The following is a 20727-nucleotide window of genomic DNA, read 5'->3' as shown; positions in this document are numbered from 1 at the left end:
CGAGGTTACAACACAATGAAATCGCTCAACATTGTCACTTGGAATGTCCAGTGGTGCAAAGGCATCGATGGAAAAATTGATGCACAACGAATTATCGACGGGGCATACGCACTTTGCGACTTTGATATTCTGTGCCTCCAAGAGATTTCTGTAAATTTTCCGGGGTTAACTGAAGACACCCCAGCAGATCAGGTCGCTCTCTTTCAATCATTGCTACCTAACTACCACATCGCATTTGGCGCAGCCATTGATGAGCAACCAAGTGGACAAGTAACACGCCAACAGTTTGGCAATCTGATTGCCAGTCGTTTGCCCATTTTACGCACCCAGCGCATCAATTTGCCGTCTCCCGTGGATACCAACAGCCCCCTGCCCGGCATGGAGCGCATGTGTTTGACCTGCACCGTACAAGCCCCATGGGGCCCTTTGCGTATCATGACCACGCATTTGGAATACTACAGCCAACCACAACGACTTGCGCAAGCCAAAGCACTCTTTGAATGCCATGACACAGCTAGTTTGCGTGCGACACACCCGACGCCTGAAGGCAGGGCGCAAACACCCTATCAAGCCAAACCAGAAACACTGGACGCCTTTCTTTGCGGTGATTTCAACTTCACAGCCGAGAGCGCCGAATATCAACAAATCATTCAGCAGAACTGTATCAACCCATGGTTTGATGCATGGCCCTTATGCCATCCAGATCAGCCGCACGATCCGACATTTCATTTGTACGATCACACCTACGGACCTGAGCCTGTGTGCTGTGATTTTTTCTTTATTAGCCAATCTCTGCGTTCACGGGTACAGTCAATCCGCGTAGACACACAAACACAAGCATCTGATCATCAGCCAGTCCATTTGGTTTTAGGCGAACCACATTCAGAACCAAGGAATACAAACACACCATGAGCACTCAAGACAACGTCGCACCAGGGCGCGATTTATATCCCTACTTTGAGCGTATTACATTACGTTACGCTGATAACGACACCAATGGACACGTCAATAATGCCAGTTACTACTCATTTTTTGACACTGCTGTAGAAGGCTTCTTAACACACCACCAGTTACGACGAACCGTCACTGAGCAAGTTCGTACACTTGTTGTCGCGTCCAGCTGTCGGTATTTTAGAGAGGTGGCTTTTCCAGGCTATATCGATGTTGGCGTCAGAATTGCGCGCATGGGGAACTCCAGCATCACCTGGGATCTTGGGGTGTTTACACAAGATTCCGATGTAACAGCTGCTGCACGAGGTGAATTTGTGATTGTTTGCGCATCACCCGAAACAGGTCGGCCCACCTCGATTCCCGACGTTATACGTGAGCAGCTACTTAAACTTTCTGCTTAGAAAAAGAAAGAGAAAAACAGAGGAACAGCAGTGGCAACTCGTAAATTTTTAGTGTTGCCAAATGCCAGCGACCTCCCGCACCCTAGGCACTTGCCTGCAAGAGACGGTGATTTAGTCTAATATTCACAAAAACGCACAAACAACAATACAAACGACAATTTCAAAAATGCAATTCGTATACAACGCTCCACCGAAACTCTTTAGCCTAAACGCGTTGTTTAACCAAACAAGAGGTCTTCTTGAAAAATGAGCCAAGAATCTTCAAATACTGCGGTTAGGTTCACAAAAGTTACAAAAGTCTGGGGTCAAACAATCGGATTACATCCGATGGATCTGACATTAGAAGAAGGCGACTTCTCGGTCCTCTTGGGACCTTCAGGATGCGGCAAGACAACGACATTAAGGTTAATTGCAGGGCTTGAGACGCCCTCAGAAGGTCGTATCGATATTTTTGAAGAAGACGTAACACACACGCCATCATCCGGGCGCGGTGTCTCCATGGTTTTTCAGAACTACGCACTGTTTCCGCATCTGTCTGTCGCAGAAAATGTGGCATTTGGTTTGCGTATTCGCAAAACACCCGCAGCTGAAATCGAAACCAGACTTAAACGCAATCTGGACATGTTAGGCCTATCGCATTTACGTGACCGTAAGCCAGGGCAACTGTCGGGCGGTCAGCAACAACGTGTCGCACTGGCTAGAGCACTTGTTGCCAATGCACGGCTATGTTTAATGGACGAACCTCTCTCGAACTTGGATGCCAAACTAAGGCAAACCATGCGCGAGGAGTTGCGTGCAATTCAACAAAATCTCGGCCTATCCGTCGTCTATGTCACGCACGATCAGACCGAGGCCATGACCATGGCCGATCAAGTTGTTCTACTGAAAGACGGTCGGATTGAACAAAAAGCCACGCCCGCCACAATTTATCAACAACCTGCCTCATTATTTGCTGCGCAATTTATCGGTAGCAGCAAAATGAATGTGCTGTCCATCGAAAACGGTCGGATCGCAGGTTCTGATGTTGTGGTCGACGGCCCTCCCAACGCAAAACACTTAGGCATCCGACCTGAAGATATTCATCTGGAAGGTCAGACCGCTTGTACTGTGCAAAACACCGAATTTATCGGAGCCGATTTGCTCTTACATACACAGATCGGTGATCAAGCGCTCACCGTTCGCGCACCAGGGAAATCACCCCTGCAAGTGAACTCAGCGCTCAATCTTGGTTGGCAATCTTCGGATCAACACTGGTTCGACGCCAATGGCATACGTCTTTAAACGCTTAAGGAGACAAGTAATGAAAAAACTGGTTAGCGCACTTTCGATTGCAATGGGAGGCATTTGTCTGTCCTCACCTGCACTTGCACAAACGGAAGTGACCTTTTATTTCCCCGTCGCCGTTGGTGGCCCCATCACAAAGACCATTGACGGTTTTGCGGAAGGGTTTAACAAAGAGAACCCAGACTACAAAATCACACCCGTCTACGCCGGCACTTACCAAGAAACGCTGGTCAAAGCATTGACTGCGCATAAAGCAGGCAAACCGCCCACCTCCGCAATTCTATTATCGACCGACACCTTCACACTCATCGATGAAGATGCGGTGATGCCAATTGATGGTTTCATCAAATCAGATGCCGACAAACAGTGGCTAAACGGTTTTTTCCCATCCTTTATGGCCAACGGCCAAGTTGAAGGTAAAACCTGGGGCGTGCCTTTCCAGCGCTCAACTGTCGTGATGTACTGGAATAAAGAAGCATTCAAAAAGGCTGGGCTTGATCCAGACAAAGCCCCTGCAAATTGGGCTGAGCTCGTCAGCATGGGTGAAAAACTGACACAACGCGATGCCAACGGCAACGTCACCCAGTGGGGTATCCAAGTGCCCTCGAGCGGCTTCCCATACTGGTTATTCCAGTGTTTCACCACACCTAATGATGTATTGCTCGCCAATAGCGACGGTAATGAAGTCACGTTTGACAATGTCAAAGTGATTGAAGCCCTGCAATACTGGATGGATCTGTCTCAGACCTTAAAAATTCATCCTCCTGGTGTCGTTCAGTGGGGCACCACACCTAAAGACTTTATGGAAGGCAAGGCTGCCATTATCTGGACAACCACAGGAAACCTGACGAACATCCGTAACAACGCACCGTTTGATTTTGGTGTGGGTATGATTCCTGCCAATATCCGTCCAGGCTCACCCACTGGTGGTGGTAACTTTTATATCTTTAAAGACGCCACTGAAGCGGAACAGCAAGGTGCTTTCGAGTTTGCCAAATGGCTAACTCAGCCAGAAAGAGCCGCGCAGTGGAGTATGGATACGGGTTACGCTGCAGTCTCACCAGCTGCCTATGAAACGGATGTGCTGAAAAAATATGCGGCAGACTTCCCAGCGGCATTGGTTGCACGTGATCAGTTGGAATACGCAGTGGCGGAGTTCTCCACACATGAAAACCAGCGCGTCACCAAAGTGCTCAACGACGCCATTCAAGCAGGTTTGACTGGCACCAAAACTGCTGAGCAAGCGCTCAAAGATGCGCAAGGCGAAGCCAACCGCATTCTTCGCAGTTACCGTTAAACGACTCTGACCCACGGGCACCGGCCATCTGGTTTGGTGCCCGTCTATGCGCATGAACGTCACAAACAAACAGATCCAAGCTTATTTGCTGCTTTTGCCGGCCTTTGTCTTACTCGTTGGTTTTACGCACTTCCCTGCGATTGCCAGCTTGATAGACAGCTTTATGTCGACCCCAAAAGGGTCTCGGCCAGCGGTCTTTGTCGGCCTAGAAAACTATCAAGTGATGATTGAAGATCCGATTTTCTGGAAATCTTTAGTCAACAACTTTTGGTTTGCGGTGATTACGATTCCGGCTTCGATGGCGATTTCAATTGCCATGGCAATCTGGATCAATGACAAAATCACAGGCCGTTCTTTTTTGCGCATGTCTTATTTCCTGCCAACCGTGATGCCCATGATTGCGGTTGCCAACATCTGGATCTTTTTCTATACACCTGATTACGGTCTGATCAACCAAGTTCTTCAGGCGCTGGGGTTTTCCAGCCAGAACTTTTTGGGTGACCCAAGCTTGGCATTGATGTCGATCACGATTGTGGCCATCTGGAAAGAAGCTGGGTTCTTTATGATCTTTTATCTGGCAGCCTTACAAACACTGAGCCCCAGCTATCGCGAAGCCGCTCAAATTGAAGGCGCTAGCAAATGGTATTTCTTCAGACGCATTCAGTGGCCTTTACTGATGCCAACCACCGTCTTTGTGCTGGTCAATGCATTGATCAATGCATTTCGAATGGTTGATCACATCTTTGTCATGACCAACGGTGGACCCAACAACGCATCTTCACTGTTGCTCTTTTATCTCTACGAGGTTGGATTTAAATACTGGGACAGCGGCTATGCCTCGGCCTTAACTGTCGTTTTACTTTGCATTTTGGCCGTTGTCGGCTTGTTGCAATTCTTCTTGCTCGACAAACGCACCCATTACCGGTAATTACAGTCATGAACCACTCCTCTGCAAAAACAACCCGTCACATCCGCCTAGATCAACGCAGCCTGCTAGAAACGATCGCAGCCTGGCTCTTGGCATTGATTTGGATTCTGCCCTTGCTGTACGCGCTCTGGGCCGCTTTTCATCCGGGCGAATTCTCTACACGTTTTGTGTTGGATGCCCCGCTGACACTAGAAAACTTTTATGCCGCTTGGAATGCCGCACCATTTCCCATCTATTACTTGAACACCATTTTGCTGGTCGCAATTATTCTGGGACTGCAACTTGTTCTGTGTACGTTAGCGGCCTATGCGTTTGCACGGTACGAGTTTGCTGGGCGCAACATTCTGTTTTCTCTAGTGCTTGTGCAATTGATGGTGATGCCTGAGATCCTCATTGTGCGTAACTACCAGACTGTTTCCTCTTTGGGCTTTGTGGATACGCTCTTTGGGATTGGTTTGCCTTATTTTGCGTCAGCTTTTGCGATTTTTCTGTTGCGTCAGACCTTTAAAACGATTCCCGGTGAATTAGTAGAAGCTGCACAGATGGAAGGTGCATCCACCTTACAAATCCTAAGACACGTGTTTATTCCACTGGCTAAGCCAACCTATCTAGCATTTGCGCTGGTTTCTATCAGTCACCACTGGAATAACTTCTTGTGGCCTTTGGTGGTCAGTAATTCAGTCGAATCACGCCCCTTAACCGTCGGTCTGCAAGTTTTCTCATCAAGCGATCAGGGAATTGACTGGTCCATCATCACAGCCGCCACTCTGTTAACTGCTGCACCGCTCTTGATCGGTTTCCTGTTGTTCCAAAGACAGTTTGTTCAGTCATTTATGCGTGCAGGGATCAAATAAGATACAAAGTGCCCTTGCCATCGATACTCTCCATACTGTTTAACCAACCAAACTTACGGGATGGAGTTTGGCAAGTTCGATCGTCATTCAAATAGAACCTGCTAAAAAAGATAAAACAGACAAAAGAATCGCCGCAGAAAGGATAACCCTCTGCGGCGATTCTTTTTAGGTCTTACTTAATCAAATCAATCGATTAAGCCAGTTTCCCGTGGCAATGCTTGTATTTCTTACCACTACCACATGGGCAGGCTGCATTACGACTGATCTTGACCTTACCCGCTTGCGCATCGGCCAGTAAATCCGCACCTTCTTGCGTATCCGGTTGAAGCGGCTGATCACCCAACGCTTCATCAAAACTTGCATGAGAGAACTGCACATTCTGAGTGTGGGGCTTTTCGTTTTCACGTTCAGCTTCCTGAACGGCTTCGGGACTTTGAACACGAACTGTCAGCAACAGTTTTGTGACGTCATCGCGAATACGTTGCAACATAAACGAGAACAACTCAATCGCTTCACGCTTGTACTCTTGCTTAGGATCCTTTTGTGCATAACCACGCAAATGAATACCTTGACGCAAATGATCCAGCGCAGCCAGATGTTCACGCCACTGCGTGTCCACAACCTGCAAAAAGACGGAACGCTCAAACGGACGCCAGGTTTCTTCACCCACCTGCTCGACTTTAGAGTCATAAGCCGCCTTGCCCGCCTCGAGCACAAGCTCTAACACTTCCTCTTCTTCAATGGTCTTTGCGGTCTTTAACGCATCGAAGTTCACTTGAAGCTGCCAGTCTGACTCCAGAACGGCTTGCAGACCATCCAGATCCCATTGCTCATCAATGGAACCGGGTGGTACGTATTCATGCACCAGATCTGTCAAAGCACCTTCACGCAGCTCGACAACACGTTCTTCAATGTGATCGGCTTCTAGAACCTGATTACGTTGTGCATAAATCACACCACGTTGATCGTTGGCCACGTTGTCGTAGTCCAGCAATTGCTTACGAATATCGAAGTTTCGGCCTTCGACCTTACGTTGTGCGGATTCGATCGAACGGTTCACCATCCCGGCTTCAATTGGCTCACCTTCTGGGAGCTTAAGTCGCTCCATGATGGCACGTACTCGGTCACCCGCAAAAATACGCATCAAGGGGTCTTCGAGCGAGAGATAGAATCGCGAAGAACCTGGGTCACCCTGACGTCCAGCACGACCTCGCAGCTGGTTATCGATTCGGCGAGATTCATGGCGCTCGGTTCCGATAATATGCAGTCCGCCAGAATCCAGAACTTGCTTGTGTAAGCCATCCCACTCATCGTGAAGTTTCTGAATACGCGCAGCACGCTCTTCATCACTGAGCGACGCATCCTTCTCAAGCATTTCAACTTGCTTTTGCACGTTGCCGCCTAGCACAATGTCAGTGCCTCGTCCAGCCATGTTGGTCGCAATCGTAATCGCACCAGGCTTACCAGCCTGAGCCACGATTTCCGCTTCAAACGCGTGTTGCTTGGCGTTCAAAACAGCATGTTGAAGTCCTTCTGCTTTCAGTGCATTCGAGAGCAGTTCAGAGCTTTCCACACTGGTGGTTCCGACGAGAACTGGCTGTTGTTTTTCCTGACAAGCACGAATGTCACGCACAATCGCGGCGTACTTCTCTTGATCGGTCTTATAAATCTGATCATGCAGATCTTTTCTGATCATGGGCTTGTTGGTCGGAATAATGACGGTTTCCAAACCATAAATCTGTTGGAACTCATATGCTTCCGTATCCGCTGTTCCAGTCATGCCAGACAGTTTTTCGTACATACGGAAATAGTTCTGGAACGTGATCGAGGCCAGCGTCTGGTTTTCCAGTTGGATCTCAACACCTTCTTTCGCTTCCACCGCCTGATGCAAACCATCAGACCAGCGACGACCGCTCATCAGGCGCCCTGTGAACTCATCCACGATCACAATTTCGTTATTCTGAATCACATAGTGCTGATCGCGCTTAAACAGGTTGTGTGCGCGCAAAGCCACCATCAAGTGATGCAACAAGCTGATATGACGTGGGTCATACAGTGATTCACCTTCGGGCAGTAAACCTTTTTGTGCCAGAAGGCGCTCGGCATTTTCATGCCCTGCTTCCGACAAGTGCACTTGCAAGCTTTTCTCATCCACCCAAAAGTCGCCTTCGGGTTCAGGCTCATGCGGTTTGGGCTCGCCCGACATTTGCACCAAATGAGGAGGCACTTCGTTCATCGCCAAGTAAATTGGCGTGTTGTCTTCGGCTTGTCCTGAGATAATGAGCGGCGTACGAGCCTCATCAATTAGGATGGAGTCGACCTCGTCCACAATGGCATACACCAATTTGCGCTGACGACGACCATCTGTTTGATACTCCATGTTGTCACGAAGATAATCAAAGCCGAATTCATTATTCGTTCCGTATGTGATGTCGGCTTGATAGGCGGCACGCTTTTCTTCATTGTCTTGCTGTGGCACCACAATCCCAACACTCATGCCGAGAAAGTTATAAAGCTGCCCCATCCATGTCGCATCACGCGTGGCCAAGTAATCGTTCACGGTGACAACGTGAACACCACGCCCTGGGAGTGCATTCAAGTAAACCGGTAATGTCGCCATCAACGTTTTACCTTCACCTGTACGCATTTCCGCAATGCGACCTGAGTGCAAGACCATACCGCCAATCATCTGCACATCAAAATGCCGCATACCCAACACGCGCACACTGGCTTCACGCACAAGCGCAAACGCTTCTGGCATGAGCGCATCAAGCGACTCACCCTCTTTGGAGCGTTCACGCAACTGCGCTGAACGGGCTTGTAATTCTTCATCCGTCAGTGCCTGCATTGAGGGCTCAAGCGCATTAATCTGCTTGAGTTGTTTTCCAAACTGTTTTAGTAACCGATCGTTTCGGCTTCCTACGATTTTTTTAAGAAGAGATATCATTCTGTTCTGATCCGGGCGAGATGTTTAAAACGCCATTTAACGCTACAGTGTAACGCAACAGACTAGAACCGACGATCAGGTAAGGCCGCTGCATCAGGATAAAATGACATCGGATTCAACGGTTGACCATTTTTCCAGATCTCAAAATGCAAATGATCCCCTGTTGCTGCCCCTGACTGCCCCACTTTGGCAATCAATTGACCGGGTGACACCTGTTCTCCCTTGCGAACTAAGATGTGACTGGCATGAGCGTAACGACTCATCCAACCCTGACCGTGATCAATATCAACGGTTCTGCCATAGCCTTTTTTCCAGCCTGCAAATCGAACCTCTCCCTGTGAAGGACTCAGAATTGGTGTGCCTTTGGGCGCAGCAATATCCACCCCTCGATGCCAAGCAACCTTTTTGCGCAATGGGTGATGGCGCTTTCCAAATTTAGAACTGATCCGATATTCACCTTGAACCGGCCACATAAATAACCGCTCAGGCCCTATACATTGCGCGCCACAACCTGGATTCAATCGAATAATCTCTGGATGTGGCTGATTGAACATCCCCACAGCCGCTGCCAGATGGGCATCTGCTTTTAATTGAATAGAGACGGGCGCAGCCACACTCATGTTTATCGCACACAGTCCTAAGCTGAAGCCAAACAGGCTTCTCATGCAGATCTGAAAAAAATGTCTAACTGCTACACTGAAGTGGCTTATATTAAATGCATCCAATGACGTTCCTACTCTACAAACAACTGACATGAATCGGGATTGATTTAATTTCATTCAGTTTTAATCAAACCCAAAACTAAACAAAGAAAATTTTAGCTTAATTTTTAAAATCTATGCTGTTGTAGGCGGCGAATTTAATCCACATCACATCGACTCAATCCACTACAAACTATCTGCTCCGTCATGAACCGTTTTTCACAACCAGATCGCCATCCCATGCAATGGCTTACTGCCAACGAACAATCTTCCGATCTGATCATGGCTGCGCATCGTCTGCTGGCCCTAGAAAAGCATCTCAAAAAATGCTTACCAGCCACACTAGCCCAACAAGTCGCTGTCACAGCTTATGAAGACAATACGCTAACACTCTTGATCTATCACGCAGCGCCCGCGGCCAAACTGCGCCAGATGACCTCAACGCTCTGTCAAGCCATGCTGCGAGGTGGTTGGAACATCAAAAAAATTGAAATTCGCATGGGTACCGAACCCAAGTTTGCCCATCAAGAAACGATGGAGCGACAAGCTCGACCCTTAGATGCTGATGATCTGAGCCATTTTGAGGCGTTACAGACGCAATTAGAGCCGGGTCGTCTAAGTGATGCGATCCAAGCACTCATCAAAAGACATCGCCCGGACTAAGCCGGGCGATGAGATATTTTAATTTTTACTAACGACTATGAGCTGATGTTTACGAAGCAGTACTCAAAAATAGTAATAACCATCGTTCGCTTTACGTCAGATCAGCTGCCACTCGTTTCGATAGGCCACAGGTGCTTTTTCAACAGAATCAAATGTCACAAGCTCCCAGCAATCTTGCTGCTCAAGTAGCTTACGTGCCAATTGATTGTTAATCGCATGACCTGATTTCAACGCACGATAGCGCGCTAGTAAAGGTTTTCCGATCAAATACAAATCGCCAATCGCGTCCAGAATCTTGTGTTTGACGAATTCATCGTCATAACGCAAACCGTCTTGATTGAGTACACGGTACTCATCCAGAACAATCGCGTTTTCTAGACTGCCGCCTCGAGCCAAGCCCATGGAGCGTAAAGTCTCGACCTCATTCACAAACCCAAAGGTTCGGGCACGGGCAATGTCTTTACTATAGGAGTCATGTGCAAAGTCCACTTCTGCGTAATCGCAAGTGGCATCGATGGCCGGATGTGAGAAATCAATCGCAAACCCAACAGAAAACCCATCATAGGGCTCAAGACGTGCCCATTTCTCTTGCGCTCCTTCGCCTTCACGAACCTCAACAGGCTTTAGAACGCGCAAAAACTGTTTCGGTGCATCCAGCTCTTCCAAACCCGCTGAGCGCAACAGATATACAAAGGTTGCCGCACTACCGTCCATGATCGGCACTTCTTCTGCAGTCAAATCAATGTGCAGATTATCAATCCCCAATCCTGCTAGGGCCGACATCAAGTGCTCAACGGTCGAAACACGCGTCTGCCCCACCTGCAGCACTGAGGCCAAACGAGTGTCATGCACCGCATCGGCTGTGGCCGGCAAGTTCACCACGGGCTCCTGATCCACGCGATGAAACACAATACCTGTGTTTGCGGCAGCCGGACGCAATGTCAATTCGACACGGCGCCCTGAATGCAAGCCAATACCCGTCGTGCGGACGATGTTTTTAATTGTTCGTTGCCAAAACATACGCAACAACCTAGAAATATGTGAATTTTGGGATTGTAACGCGTTTAAATGCATTACACCTTTATTTTTATAACTAACTTTGATCTAACACAGTTCCTCGAACCAACCAATCTCATCCACGACATTAAATAGTCGTGCGAGATCGAACCAAGCCAGCCGAGGGATCACTGGCTTGATTCCGTTTAGGACAACTCAAACGTTAAAACGTTCAATCCGCCTGACGACGCAAGAAAGCTGGAATGTCATACCGATCGACACCCGAGTTTTCTAAAACACGCACATGAGCCGCCGCTGAACCATCGCCACGCTTACGCAAGACGGATGGCACGTTGGACTCTGGATTTCCAAAGCTGTAAGGCTCATTGTCGGTTCCGGTTCTGGCCACAGGTTCTGTTTCAGTTGAAACTACCAGCTTTGGTTTGCTCTGACCCAAACCAGTTGCAACCACGGTCACGCGCAACTCATCACCCATGCTTTCATCATAAGCCGTCCCAAAAATCACGGTTGCATCGGGTGCTGCAAACCCACGAATGTGATCCATGATGGCTTTGGTTTCACGCATCTTCAAACCAGGGCTTGCCGTGATGTTCACCAACACGCCACGTGCACCTTGTAGATCAATGCCTTCAAGCAATGGGCAAGAAATCGCTTGTTCAGCGGCTTCAATGGCACGATTTTCACCGCTCGCTTGAGCAGTGCCCATCATGGCTTTGCCCTGCTCACCCATGATAGTTTTAACGTCTTCAAAGTCAACGTTGATGTTACCTTCCACGTTAATGATTTCTGCAATCCCTGCGCAGGCGTTGTACAACACATCGTCAGCCGCTTTAAAGCAGTCTTCTTGTGTAGCATCTTCGTCCATCAGATCGTAGAGATTTTCATTGAGCACCACGATCAAAGAATGCACGTGCTTAGACAACTCATCGATGCCATCTTCTGACAGTTTCATGCGACGTTGACCTTCAAACTCAAACGGCTTGGTCACCACACCCACGGTCAGAATACCCAGTTCTTTAGCCACTTCGGCCACGATCGGACTTGCACCCGTTCCGGTTCCACCACCCATACCTGCGGTGATAAAGACCATATGTGCACCTTCCAATGCAGCACGGATCTCTTCACGTGCTGTCTCAGCAGCTGAACGGCCTTGCTCAGGTTTTGAACCAGCACCTAGGCCTGAACGACCCAATCGAATTTGCACAGGGGCTTGTGAAGATGACAAGGCCTGCGCATCGGTGTTCGCAGAGATGAAATCCACTCCCTGCACGCCATGTCGAATCATGTGTCCAATGGCATTGCCACCTGCACCACCTACACCCACCACCTTGATGATGGTTCCGCCTTTTGCTGTATCTAACATTTCAAACTTCATAACTGACTCCCTCAAGTCGATTTATATAAAACAGTCCCCTTCCTACCTTTTGCTGATCTACTCAATTTGCGCAAATCAACAATGTCATGCCACGTACTGATCGGACTGATTTTCAGTACATGAACCACTCTTTCATTCTCGCGAGAATGCTTTTAAAACTACCTCTTTGCTCCGAAACCTTGCGACCACGCAGCCTCTGCATACGAGCTTCACCCAAAAGTCCCATCACGGTTGCAAATCGGGTGTTGTGCATGACATCAGCCAAACTACCTTCGTACTCTGGAACTGACACCCGCACAGGCTTGCCAAACACATCTTCAGCAAGCTCCACAATGCCCGGCATTGAGGCTGTCCCACCGGTCAACACGATGCCCGACGCAATCAATTCTTCGTAGCCCGACTCACGCACAATTTGCTGAACCAGACTAAATAACTCTTCAACCCGGGGCTCAATCACAGCACCCAATGTCTGACGACTCACAGGGCGTGGACCACGATCGCCCAGGCCTGGCACCTCCACCATTTCATCTGGACTCGCCAAAGACTCTTTGGCCACGCCATAGCGCAACTTAATATCTTCCGCATCCGGCGTCGGTGTGCGCAGCATCGAGGCAATGTCACCAGTGATCTGATCACCGGCGATTGGCAACACCTCCGTATGACGGATGGCACCCCCTGTATGGATGGCCACATCAGTCGTTCCACCACCGATATCAATCAGCACAACACCGAGTTCACGCTCATCATCTGTTAAGCAAGCCAAGCTCGAAGCCAATGGCTGCAAAATCAGATCCTGAACCTCCAGTCCGCAACGACGCACGCACTTCACGATGTTCTGGGCTGCGCTCACAGCACCAGTCACAATGTGCACTTTGACTTCGAGGCGCAATGCGCTCATCCCGATTGGCTCACGGATGTTTTCTTGTCCATCCACGATAAATTCCTGGGTCAACACATGCAGCACCTGTTGATCCGTCGGAATATTCACGGCCTTGGCCGTTTCAATCGCCCGTGCGACGTCCGCAGGCGTGACTTCCTTGTCTTTGACGGCGACCATACCGCTCGAGTTAAAACTGCGGATATGGTTGCCGGCAATCCCGGTATACACCTCACGGATCTTGCAATCGGCCATTAATTCGGCTTCTTCAAGGGCACGCTGAATGGCGCTCACGGTGCTTTCAATATTGACAACCACACCTTTACGCATCCCGCGTGACTCATGCTGTCCGAGGCCCAACACTTCAAATCGTCCCTCTGACTGCACTTCAGCAACGACCGCAACCACCTTACTGGTTCCAATGTCGAGCGCAACAATCAGGTCTTTAACGTCACGAGTCATGGCATTAACGTTTCTTTTTTGAATTGATCGATTCTGGCAACTCGGCCAGGCTCAGTGCGAATCCATTCGGATACCGCAAATCGACGTGCGTAATCGTACGTCCCTTCAACTGTTCTTCGGCCTGTGGCCACGCGGCCACAAACCGCTGAATCCGCTCTCCAAACGGGATTGAGCCGGGTACCCCAACCTGTGGATCGGGTGCTTCGGCACCAGGGTCTCGACCCATTTCTAACGTCATCCCATTGGACAGACCGGCCTGTAAGGCGTAACGCCCCGACAGACTTAAGGTCCGTACTTTCAGTCCGATTTTCTCTAACCACTGATCGAGCTCCGCGTAACGCTGAATCACCAGCGATTCGGTTCCATCGGGTCCAAAGAATTTGGGCAAATCGTCCTCGTCTTCGATCACTGCGCGGTTGGCCGTAAAAACTTCCCCCCACGTATTGATCAGTTCGTTTTCGTTCCAAAGCGCGAGCGGTACCTGTTCCTCGATCGACACTCTCAAAGTGTCGGGCCAAATCCGACGCACGCCAGCCTGCCGCACCCAAGATGCCGACTCGAACACCGAACGAGCCTCTTCGAGGTCGAGCGTAAAAAAATTGCCCTCGAGTCGACCCGACATCACACTTCGCACCACTTCCGGTGAGACCTGCGCCAACGCATTGTCTGTGGTCGGTTCCAACTCGATGCGCGTAATACTGAATGCAGGCAGCCGCGCGACCCATAAGACCACCACAGCCAGACAGGCAAGGACAACCCCCACCATTAAAATGTTGGCTAAGGCATTGATCAAACGCGCTTCTTTCCACACGCATCACTCCTGAGCATCTGAAACGTCTGCAACCGAACCACTCGTACCGATCTTGCACGATGCATTCTGAAGCAAACTTAAACATAACTGCGCATACGAAATCCCGACGGCTTTGGCTGCCATCGGCACCAGTGAGTGAGACGTCATACCTGGTGAGGTATTGACCTCTAAGAGCCAAGGCTGGTTGTCTGAATCCAGCATGATGTCCACTCGTCCCCAACCACTGCATCCCACATCGAGATACGCCTGCTTTGCGAGCAACTGAACCGCTTCGGTACATGCAGCCTCCAGCGGCGCAGGACACAAGTATTCAGTTTCATCGGAAAAATACTTATGTTCGTAGTCATAGTTCGCATCCGGCGCCACAATTTCAATCACTGGTAAAACCTGCACATCTGAACCACCGCCCAACACAGCCACTGTCAATTCCCGACCCTGAATGAATTGCTCTGCTAACAAGACAGAATCAAACTGAAGCGCTTCGTCGTAAGCTGCCTCAAGATCTTCCTCGCGTTCAACACGATACAAACCCAATGTCGAACCTTCATTGGGGGCTTTGAGAATCAACGGCAGGCCCAGTTGTGGCGTCAGTCCTTGCAGATCATCCCGATTACGAATCACCCGAAATCCGGGTGTACGCAGACCTGTCTGCACCCATAAGCGTTTTGTCATGATTTTGTCCATGGCGACGCTACTGGCTTGATGACCACTGCCGGTATAGGGAATCCCCATCAACTCCAATGCACCCTGAATCGAACCATCTTCACCATGACGACCATGCAGCGCAATGAACACCCGATCAAACTGCTGTGCAATCAAATCCGATAAGGACTGTCGACCTGTATCAAACAGATGCGCATCCACACCCAGCGAAGTCAAAGCTTCATAGACACCTTGACCCGACATCAAGGAGACCTCACGCTCGGCAGAGGTACCGCCATAAAGCACACCAACTTTACCCAAGCTCTTCATTGAAACGCCTCCTTGAGCATGGCTGGCAACCGGCTAATTGAGCCAGCCCCCATCACTAAAAACACATCCTGATCTTTGGCCATTGTGGCAATCGCCTCGGGCAACTCTTCAAGCGCCTCCACAAACACGGGCTCGACTCGACCTGCCACACGCAAACCTCGTGCCAAAGCACGACCATCAGCCGCAACCAGTGGTGGCTCACCCGCTGCAAACACTTCGGTCAGAATCACAGCATCGGCCATCCCCATCACACGCACAAAATCCTCAAAACAATCTCGTGTGCGAGTATATCGATGTGGTTGAAACACGAGCACGATACGCTGATTTGGCCAGGCACCCCGAGCGGCATCAATCGTTGCTTTCAACTCAACCGGGTGATGCCCATAGTCATCCACCACCGTCAATGTTCCACCTTGTGGGCATGGCAAAGGCTCATGAACCGTAAAACGGCGGCCCACACCACCAAATGATTTCAGGGCACTGACAATCTGCTCGTCATTCACACCCAATTCCGTGGCCACCGCGATGGCAGCCAACGCATTTTGTACGTTGTGCTCACCAGGCAGATTCAAACAAACCTCGAGCGGCTTATACGCCACACCGTGCAGTAAACGTTCGACCGTAAAACACATATGCGTCACTTCAGCGCGTACATTCGTCGCTCGTATTTGCGCCTGCTCACTTAAACCGTAAGTCACTAAGGGGCGTGACACAAAAGGAATGATTTCACGCACATTGGCATCATCGACGCAAACAAATGCGCTTCCATAAAAAGGCAGACATTGAACAAACTCTACAAACGCTTGTTTAAGGCGTGCCACATCATGCCCATAGGTCTCCATATGATCGGCATCGATGTTCGTCACGATGGCCATCACTGGCGACAACTTCAAAAACGACGCATCCGATTCATCGGCTTCAGCCACCAAATAGTCGCCTTGCCCTAGGCCTGCATTGGCGCCTGCGGAATTCAAGCGCCCACCAATCACAAAGGTAGGATCCAGTTCTCCAGCAGCTAAGACGCTCGCCACCAAGCTAGTTGTGGTGGTTTTGCCATGCGTTCCCGCCACGGCAATGCCACGTTTCAAACGCATCAGTTCGGCCAACATCACCACGCGCGGCACCACTGGAATACCAAGACGTCGTGCAGCCAACACCTCAGGGTTGCTGCCAGCAACTGCAGTCGATGTCACCACCACATGTGCACCTTCAACTTGGCTCGCATCATGCCCTTGAAACACCTTGGCACCCATGTCGGCCAAGCGTTGTGTCGTCGCATTGGACTGCAAGTCAGAGCCCGAGACCTGATAGCCCAGATTCAACAGAACCTCGGCGATACCACTCATACCAGAGCCACCGATTCCGACAAAATGAATAAGTTGAATCCGATGTTTCATTGTTTTCTCCGCCAGAGTTTTAAACATTGCTGAGCAATCTCTTTGCCAGCCTCTGGTTTGGCGAGTTGTTGCGCCTGTTGTGCCATATTCGTCAGATTGTCTCGGGTCTGTTCACTCAACCATTGCGCCAACCATTCGGGTGTCAGCTGCTTCTGATCTCGCAACAAAGCCCCTTCATGATCCACAAGATGCTGTGCATTGGCGGTCTGATGATCATCCACCGCAAAAGGGAACGGCACAAAAAGTGCAGCCACACCTGCAGCAGCCACTTCGGCAACCGTCATGGCACCCGCTCGGCAAATCATCAGATCGGCCTCTCCCATCGCTTGCGCCATGTCATCAATAAACGCCACGCATTCTGCTTGGACACCGACCGCTTCATAATTAGCTTTAAGCACATCCAGATGCGATGCACCGGACTGATGCGTCACAATCGGACGATTCTCTGGGTTTAGTTGTGCGATCGCTTGCGGCACCACAGTGTTCAGTGCAGCCGCACCCAAACTGCCACCAACCACCAACACACGCAAGGGGCCAGTCCGTTGTCCATAACGCCGCGCAGGTGCTGGTAGCTCAAGCATCGACTGACGCACTGGATTGCCCACCCAAGTGGCATTTTTTAACGTATCCGGAAAACCACTTAATACCGTTGCGGCTAGACGTGCTAAGAGTCGATTGCTCATGCCCGCCACCGCATTTTGTTCATGGAGTACTATGGGCACTCGAGCCAGCCAAGCGGCTAAACCACCTGGCACAGACACATAACCACCCATACCCAGAACCACATCAGGTCGTTGGCGCAGCATACGAATCCAGACACGCAAAGTCCAAGCCGCAAGTGCAAAAGGCGTGACAAGCTTGCGCCACAAACCTTTGCCACGAACCGCTGCAAACTGGACGGCAATCATGGGAATACCAGTGGGTGCAACCAGCTGACCTTCCATGCGCTGTGGATTACCCAGCCAGCTCACTTGGCTGCCCTCTTCTTTCAAAATTTGCGCAACCGCCAGCCCTGGCACGATATGTCCACCGGTGCCACCAGCCATGATCCAGATGCGAGGTGTATGCGACTGACTCATACGCGACCTCCTCGCATCAACACGCGTGTTTCATAATCCACACGCATGACTAACGCAATGGCAATGAGATTCATCACCAGACCGGATCCACCGTAACTAATTAGCGGCATGGTTAAGCCTTTGGTGGGTAGAAGACCCAGGCAAACACCGACGTTGATAAAGATTTGTACGCCAAACCAAATGCCCACGCCTTGTGCGACCAGACCACTATAAAGACGGTCCATCGAAATCGCCTGACGGCCAATTTCAAACATGCGCTGAATCATCAAAGCAAACAAAATCACCACAAGCGCGATGCCGACAAACCCGAGTTCTTCACCAATCACTGAAATAATAAAATCCGTGTGCGCCTCTGGCAGGTAATGGAGTTTCTCAATACTCGAACCTAGCCCCACACCTAACCATTCACCGCGTCCAACCGCAATCAGCGAATGCGACAATTGATAAGCACTGCCATACATATTGCTTGGATCCCACGGATCCATATAAGCAAACAGACGTGCACGACGCCAGGGTGCCAGCCAGACGGCCAAGAAAAACAAGCTCGGCAACAGCAGCATAAGGCCACTAAACAACCAGCCATTAATGCCACCTAAAAACAAAACACCCACGGTAATGGCCATCAACACCGTCAGAGCACCCAGATCTGGCTCAAGCAGCACAAGCAAACCGACGGCTCCGACTGAAATCGCAATCGGCAAGAAACCGTGCACAAAGCTTTTCATTTTGTCTTTTTTGCGCACGGCATAATCTGCGGCGTACATGACGACCGCCAGTTTGGCGAGCTCAGAAGGCTGAAAATTAATCACACCCAGGCTCAGCCATCGATTAGCGCCCTTCACTTCCCGACCAATGACGGGCATAAAAACCAGCACCAACAAAATGGTCGTCAGAATGAATAAGGGAATGGTCATTCGTTGCATCACCTCAAGTGGTGTCAACCACACAAGCAATGCCAACAAAATGCCAACACCCATGTACATAAGATGGCGACCCACAAAATAGTACTGACCCACCCCACCAAAATTGGGCCCATCAGCCAAGGCAATCGATGCGGAATACACCATGAGCATGCCAAATGCAGCCAGAGTCACCACCACAAACAGCAGCGGCTTATCAAAATTGCGAATTGCTGTGCGACCAGGAGTCACTTCGTTCACACTACGGGGATAACGCACACTGTCTGTCATGCGACCTCCCCTTGATCCAACGCGAACTCTTGCACCGCATCGACATACACCATGGCTCGATGTACGTAATCTCTAAACATATCAAAGCTTGAGCAGGCTGGCGAAAGCACCACAGCCTGTCCGGCTTGTGCCCAACTAAACGCTTTTTCTACCGCATCCTGCATGGACGAAGCATGCATGGTTTGAACATTCTTTTGATGCAACGCATCCTGCAGTTGCTGCACATCCTGACCAATTAAAACAACTGGTATCGCCTTGTCCGCCACCACCTGTGCCAGAGCCGTAAAATCTTGCCCCTTGGTCACGCCACCCGCAATCAACACAGCAGATTGCGTCAACCCTTCGAGACCCGCCACAGTGGCACCCACATTGGTGCCTTTGCTGTCATCAATAAAATCGACACCCTGAATCGTGCGCACAAACTGCATACGATGCGGCTCACCAGCGTACGCACCTGCCGCATGTAAGACCGGCGAACGGTCAATCCCCACAGCCTGCGCGAGCAAAGCAGCTGCTAAAACATTCATGACATTGTGCTGACCAACCAACTGCAAAGCTTGAGCTGGCATCAATCGTTGCAAACGTCCCGGCTGGCGCGAGGTCGCTTCAACGACTTTGCCACGACGGCGAACTGGCTCATCTGCCCCGAACTGGGCATCATCTTCGCTAGCTGCAAGCCATACCAACCCTTGATCAGCCATTAAACCCAGATCACCCGACAGCACAGGCTCATCTGCCCCAAAACTGCATACGTCGGTGGCGTCTAGACTCGCCACCATCGGGACCACCTCTGGGTCCTCGCGATTAATAATCTTTTGGGCCGACATGCTGAGCAAACGCGACTTTGCCTCGACATACCCTGGTAATCCACCATGCCAATCCAAATGGTCTGGACTGATATTAAGGACAACGCCGGCCTCTAGCTTCAATGAGCGGATCGTCATCATCTGAAAACTCGAGAGTTCCAGGACCCAATAATTTGGCAAACTATTTGTATCTAGTGCATGCATCAAAGCTTCGAGCACCGAAGGGCTGATATTGCCAGCTGCGCACACGGTTTGTCCTGACTGTGCAATCATCTGACGCGTCAAGGCGGTTACCGTCGTTTTGCCATTGGTCCCTGTGACGCCAATCAGTTTGGGGTGGTAGTTCTGTGCTTGCGCCAAGCCTTGTAAAGCTTGTGCAAACAATTCAACTTCACCAGCAACTTCGGCACCTGCTTGTTTCGCACGCGCGAGCCACTCGACCATCGGTGCACTCACAATCGACATCCCGGGGCTAGGCACGACCACATCCACGCCTTCAAACAAGGTGTCTGGCACGGGCTGATCGCCCAAGTGAACAGTCTGAACGGCTGCGCCCAACTCTTCCAGAAGCTCGGACAAGCCTGTAGGCGAGGAACGCGTATCTAGCAAGCGCACCCAATAATTTTGGCGCACAAGCCAGCGGGCACTAGCAGCACCCGTCTGTCCCAACCCAATCAGAAGCGCAATCCGACGCTCACTCACGATTCAAACATCC

Annotated in this window: 18 protein-coding genes; 7 read left to right on the top strand and 11 right to left on the bottom strand. The window is 50.3% G+C overall.

The window, feature by feature from the left end:
• Positions 1-15 precede the first annotated feature (15 nt).
• The 6 genes from ACOI06_RS03155 (at position 16) to ACOI06_RS03130 (ending at position 5715) form a co-directional block, all read left to right on the top strand.
• Positions 16-912, top strand: a complete 897-nt coding sequence (locus ACOI06_RS03155; RefSeq protein ID WP_420661054.1) for an endonuclease/exonuclease/phosphatase family protein — start codon at positions 16-18, stop codon at positions 910-912.
• Positions 909-1352: an acyl-CoA thioesterase gene (locus ACOI06_RS03150; protein ID WP_420661053.1), complete on the top strand. Its 444-nt coding sequence runs from the start codon at positions 909-911 to the stop codon at positions 1350-1352. The genes ACOI06_RS03155 and ACOI06_RS03150 overlap by 4 nt, the downstream gene beginning before the upstream one ends.
• 246 nt (positions 1353-1598) lie before the next feature.
• Positions 1599-2633: an ABC transporter ATP-binding protein gene (locus ACOI06_RS03145; protein WP_420661052.1), complete on the top strand. Its 1035-nt coding sequence runs from the start codon at positions 1599-1601 to the stop codon at positions 2631-2633.
• Positions 2634-2685: 52 nt separating this feature from the next.
• Complete coding sequence (locus ACOI06_RS03140; protein ID WP_420661259.1) at positions 2686-3933, top strand: ABC transporter substrate-binding protein; 1248 nt, start codon at positions 2686-2688, stop codon at positions 3931-3933.
• A gap of 52 nt (positions 3934-3985) precedes the next feature.
• Positions 3986-4861, top strand: coding sequence for a carbohydrate ABC transporter permease (locus tag ACOI06_RS03135; protein WP_420661258.1), 876 nt, complete (start codon positions 3986-3988; stop codon positions 4859-4861).
• Between the two features lie 8 nt (positions 4862-4869).
• Positions 4870-5715 carry a carbohydrate ABC transporter permease gene (locus tag ACOI06_RS03130; protein WP_420661051.1) on the top strand — a complete coding sequence of 282 codons (846 nt, stop codon included), beginning with the start codon at positions 4870-4872 and terminating at the stop codon, positions 5713-5715.
• A 193-nt stretch (positions 5716-5908) separates the two neighbouring features.
• On the opposite strand, the gene secA is transcribed toward ACOI06_RS03130, so the two are convergent.
• Together secA and ACOI06_RS03120 are read right to left on the bottom strand one after the other, a co-directional pair.
• The gene (secA, locus tag ACOI06_RS03125; RefSeq protein ID WP_420661050.1) at positions 5909-8662 is read right to left on the bottom strand and encodes a preprotein translocase subunit SecA; all 2754 of its coding nucleotides are present in this window, start codon (positions 8660-8662) and stop codon (positions 5909-5911) included.
• A gap of 62 nt (positions 8663-8724) precedes the next feature.
• A complete protein-coding gene (locus ACOI06_RS03120) occupies positions 8725-9282 on the bottom strand; it encodes a M23 family metallopeptidase (RefSeq protein ID WP_420661049.1) in 558 nt (185 codons plus the stop codon).
• 288 nt (positions 9283-9570) lie between these two features.
• Between ACOI06_RS03120 and ACOI06_RS03115 the strand changes: the two genes are divergently transcribed.
• The gene (locus ACOI06_RS03115; protein WP_420661048.1) at positions 9571-10026 is read left to right on the top strand and encodes a DciA family protein; all 456 of its coding nucleotides are present in this window, start codon (positions 9571-9573) and stop codon (positions 10024-10026) included.
• 96 nt (positions 10027-10122) lie between these two features.
• Here ACOI06_RS03115 and lpxC read toward each other — a convergent pair whose 3' ends face one another.
• The 9 genes from lpxC to murD all read right to left on the bottom strand — a co-directional run bounded on the left by lpxC (position 10123) and on the right by murD (position 20714).
• A complete protein-coding gene (gene lpxC, locus ACOI06_RS03110) occupies positions 10123-11046 on the bottom strand; it encodes a UDP-3-O-acyl-N-acetylglucosamine deacetylase (RefSeq protein ID WP_420661047.1) in 924 nt (307 codons plus the stop codon).
• A gap of 208 nt (positions 11047-11254) precedes the next feature.
• Positions 11255-12418, bottom strand: coding sequence for a cell division protein FtsZ (ftsZ, locus tag ACOI06_RS03105; RefSeq protein ID WP_420661046.1), 1164 nt, complete (start codon positions 12416-12418; stop codon positions 11255-11257).
• A 112-nt stretch (positions 12419-12530) separates the two neighbouring features.
• Positions 12531-13757 (bottom strand): cell division protein FtsA, encoded by a 1227-nt coding sequence (ftsA, locus tag ACOI06_RS03100; protein WP_420661044.1) that lies wholly within the window; start codon positions 13755-13757, stop codon positions 12531-12533.
• Positions 13758-13761: 4 nt separating this feature from the next.
• Positions 13762-14568, bottom strand: coding sequence for a cell division protein FtsQ/DivIB (locus tag ACOI06_RS03095; RefSeq protein ID WP_420661043.1), 807 nt, complete (start codon positions 14566-14568; stop codon positions 13762-13764).
• Positions 14569-14571: 3 nt separating this feature from the next.
• Positions 14572-15540: a D-alanine--D-alanine ligase gene (locus tag ACOI06_RS03090; RefSeq protein WP_420661042.1), complete on the bottom strand. Its 969-nt coding sequence runs from the start codon at positions 15538-15540 to the stop codon at positions 14572-14574.
• Complete coding sequence (gene murC, locus ACOI06_RS03085; protein ID WP_420661041.1) at positions 15537-16937, bottom strand: UDP-N-acetylmuramate--L-alanine ligase; 1401 nt, start codon at positions 16935-16937, stop codon at positions 15537-15539. The genes ACOI06_RS03090 and murC overlap by 4 nt, the downstream gene beginning before the upstream one ends.
• Entirely contained in the window at positions 16934-18016 is a 1083-nt protein-coding gene (murG, locus tag ACOI06_RS03080; RefSeq protein WP_420661040.1) for an undecaprenyldiphospho-muramoylpentapeptide beta-N-acetylglucosaminyltransferase, read from the bottom strand. The genes murC and murG overlap by 4 nt, the downstream gene beginning before the upstream one ends.
• Positions 18013-19206 carry a putative lipid II flippase FtsW gene (ftsW, locus tag ACOI06_RS03075; protein WP_420661039.1) on the bottom strand — a complete coding sequence of 398 codons (1194 nt, stop codon included), beginning with the start codon at positions 19204-19206 and terminating at the stop codon, positions 18013-18015. The genes murG and ftsW overlap by 4 nt, the downstream gene beginning before the upstream one ends.
• Positions 19203-20714 (bottom strand): UDP-N-acetylmuramoyl-L-alanine--D-glutamate ligase, encoded by a 1512-nt coding sequence (gene murD / locus ACOI06_RS03070; RefSeq protein ID WP_420661038.1) that lies wholly within the window; start codon positions 20712-20714, stop codon positions 19203-19205. The genes ftsW and murD overlap by 4 nt, the downstream gene beginning before the upstream one ends.
• Between the last annotated feature and the right edge of the window lie 13 nt (positions 20715-20727).

The sequence above is a fragment of the Orrella sp. 11846 genome (genome assembly GCF_048820935.1).
GTDB lineage: Bacteria > Pseudomonadota > Gammaproteobacteria > Burkholderiales > Burkholderiaceae_B > Algicoccus.
Note: the sequence above shows the minus strand (reverse complement) of the source record. Positions and strands in the feature narration are given on the sequence as shown.

What these genes read in the sequence shown, in the direction of transcription:
- ACOI06_RS03155 (WP_420661054.1), top strand. Translation starts at nt 16, where the DNA reads ATGAAATCGCTCAACATTGTCACTTGGAATGTCCAGTGGTGCAAAGGC.
- ACOI06_RS03150 (WP_420661053.1), top strand. Translation starts at nt 909, where the DNA reads ATGAGCACTCAAGACAACGTCGCACCAGGGCGCGATTTATATCCCTAC.
- ACOI06_RS03145 (WP_420661052.1), top strand. Translation starts at nt 1,599, where the DNA reads ATGAGCCAAGAATCTTCAAATACTGCGGTTAGGTTCACAAAAGTTACA.
- ACOI06_RS03140 (WP_420661259.1), top strand. Translation starts at nt 2,686, where the DNA reads ATGGGAGGCATTTGTCTGTCCTCACCTGCACTTGCACAAACGGAAGTG.
- ACOI06_RS03135 (WP_420661258.1), top strand. Translation starts at nt 3,986, where the DNA reads ATGAACGTCACAAACAAACAGATCCAAGCTTATTTGCTGCTTTTGCCG.
- ACOI06_RS03130 (WP_420661051.1), top strand. Translation starts at nt 4,870, where the DNA reads ATGAACCACTCCTCTGCAAAAACAACCCGTCACATCCGCCTAGATCAA.
- secA (WP_420661050.1), bottom strand. Translation starts at nt 8,662, where the DNA reads ATGATATCTCTTCTTAAAAAAATCGTAGGAAGCCGAAACGATCGGTTA.
- ACOI06_RS03120 (WP_420661049.1), bottom strand. Translation starts at nt 9,282, where the DNA reads ATGAGTGTGGCTGCGCCCGTCTCTATTCAATTAAAAGCAGATGCCCAT.
- ACOI06_RS03115 (WP_420661048.1), top strand. Translation starts at nt 9,571, where the DNA reads ATGAACCGTTTTTCACAACCAGATCGCCATCCCATGCAATGGCTTACT.
- lpxC (WP_420661047.1), bottom strand. Translation starts at nt 11,046, where the DNA reads ATGTTTTGGCAACGAACAATTAAAAACATCGTCCGCACGACGGGTATT.
- ftsZ (WP_420661046.1), bottom strand. Translation starts at nt 12,418, where the DNA reads ATGAAGTTTGAAATGTTAGATACAGCAAAAGGCGGAACCATCATCAAG.
- ftsA (WP_420661044.1), bottom strand. Translation starts at nt 13,757, where the DNA reads ATGACTCGTGACGTTAAAGACCTGATTGTTGCGCTCGACATTGGAACC.
- ACOI06_RS03090 (WP_420661042.1), bottom strand. Translation starts at nt 15,540, where the DNA reads ATGAAGAGCTTGGGTAAAGTTGGTGTGCTTTATGGCGGTACCTCTGCC.
- murC (WP_420661041.1), bottom strand. Translation starts at nt 16,937, where the DNA reads ATGAAACATCGGATTCAACTTATTCATTTTGTCGGAATCGGTGGCTCT.
- murG (WP_420661040.1), bottom strand. Translation starts at nt 18,016, where the DNA reads ATGAGTCAGTCGCATACACCTCGCATCTGGATCATGGCTGGTGGCACC.
- ftsW (WP_420661039.1), bottom strand. Translation starts at nt 19,206, where the DNA reads ATGACAGACAGTGTGCGTTATCCCCGTAGTGTGAACGAAGTGACTCCT.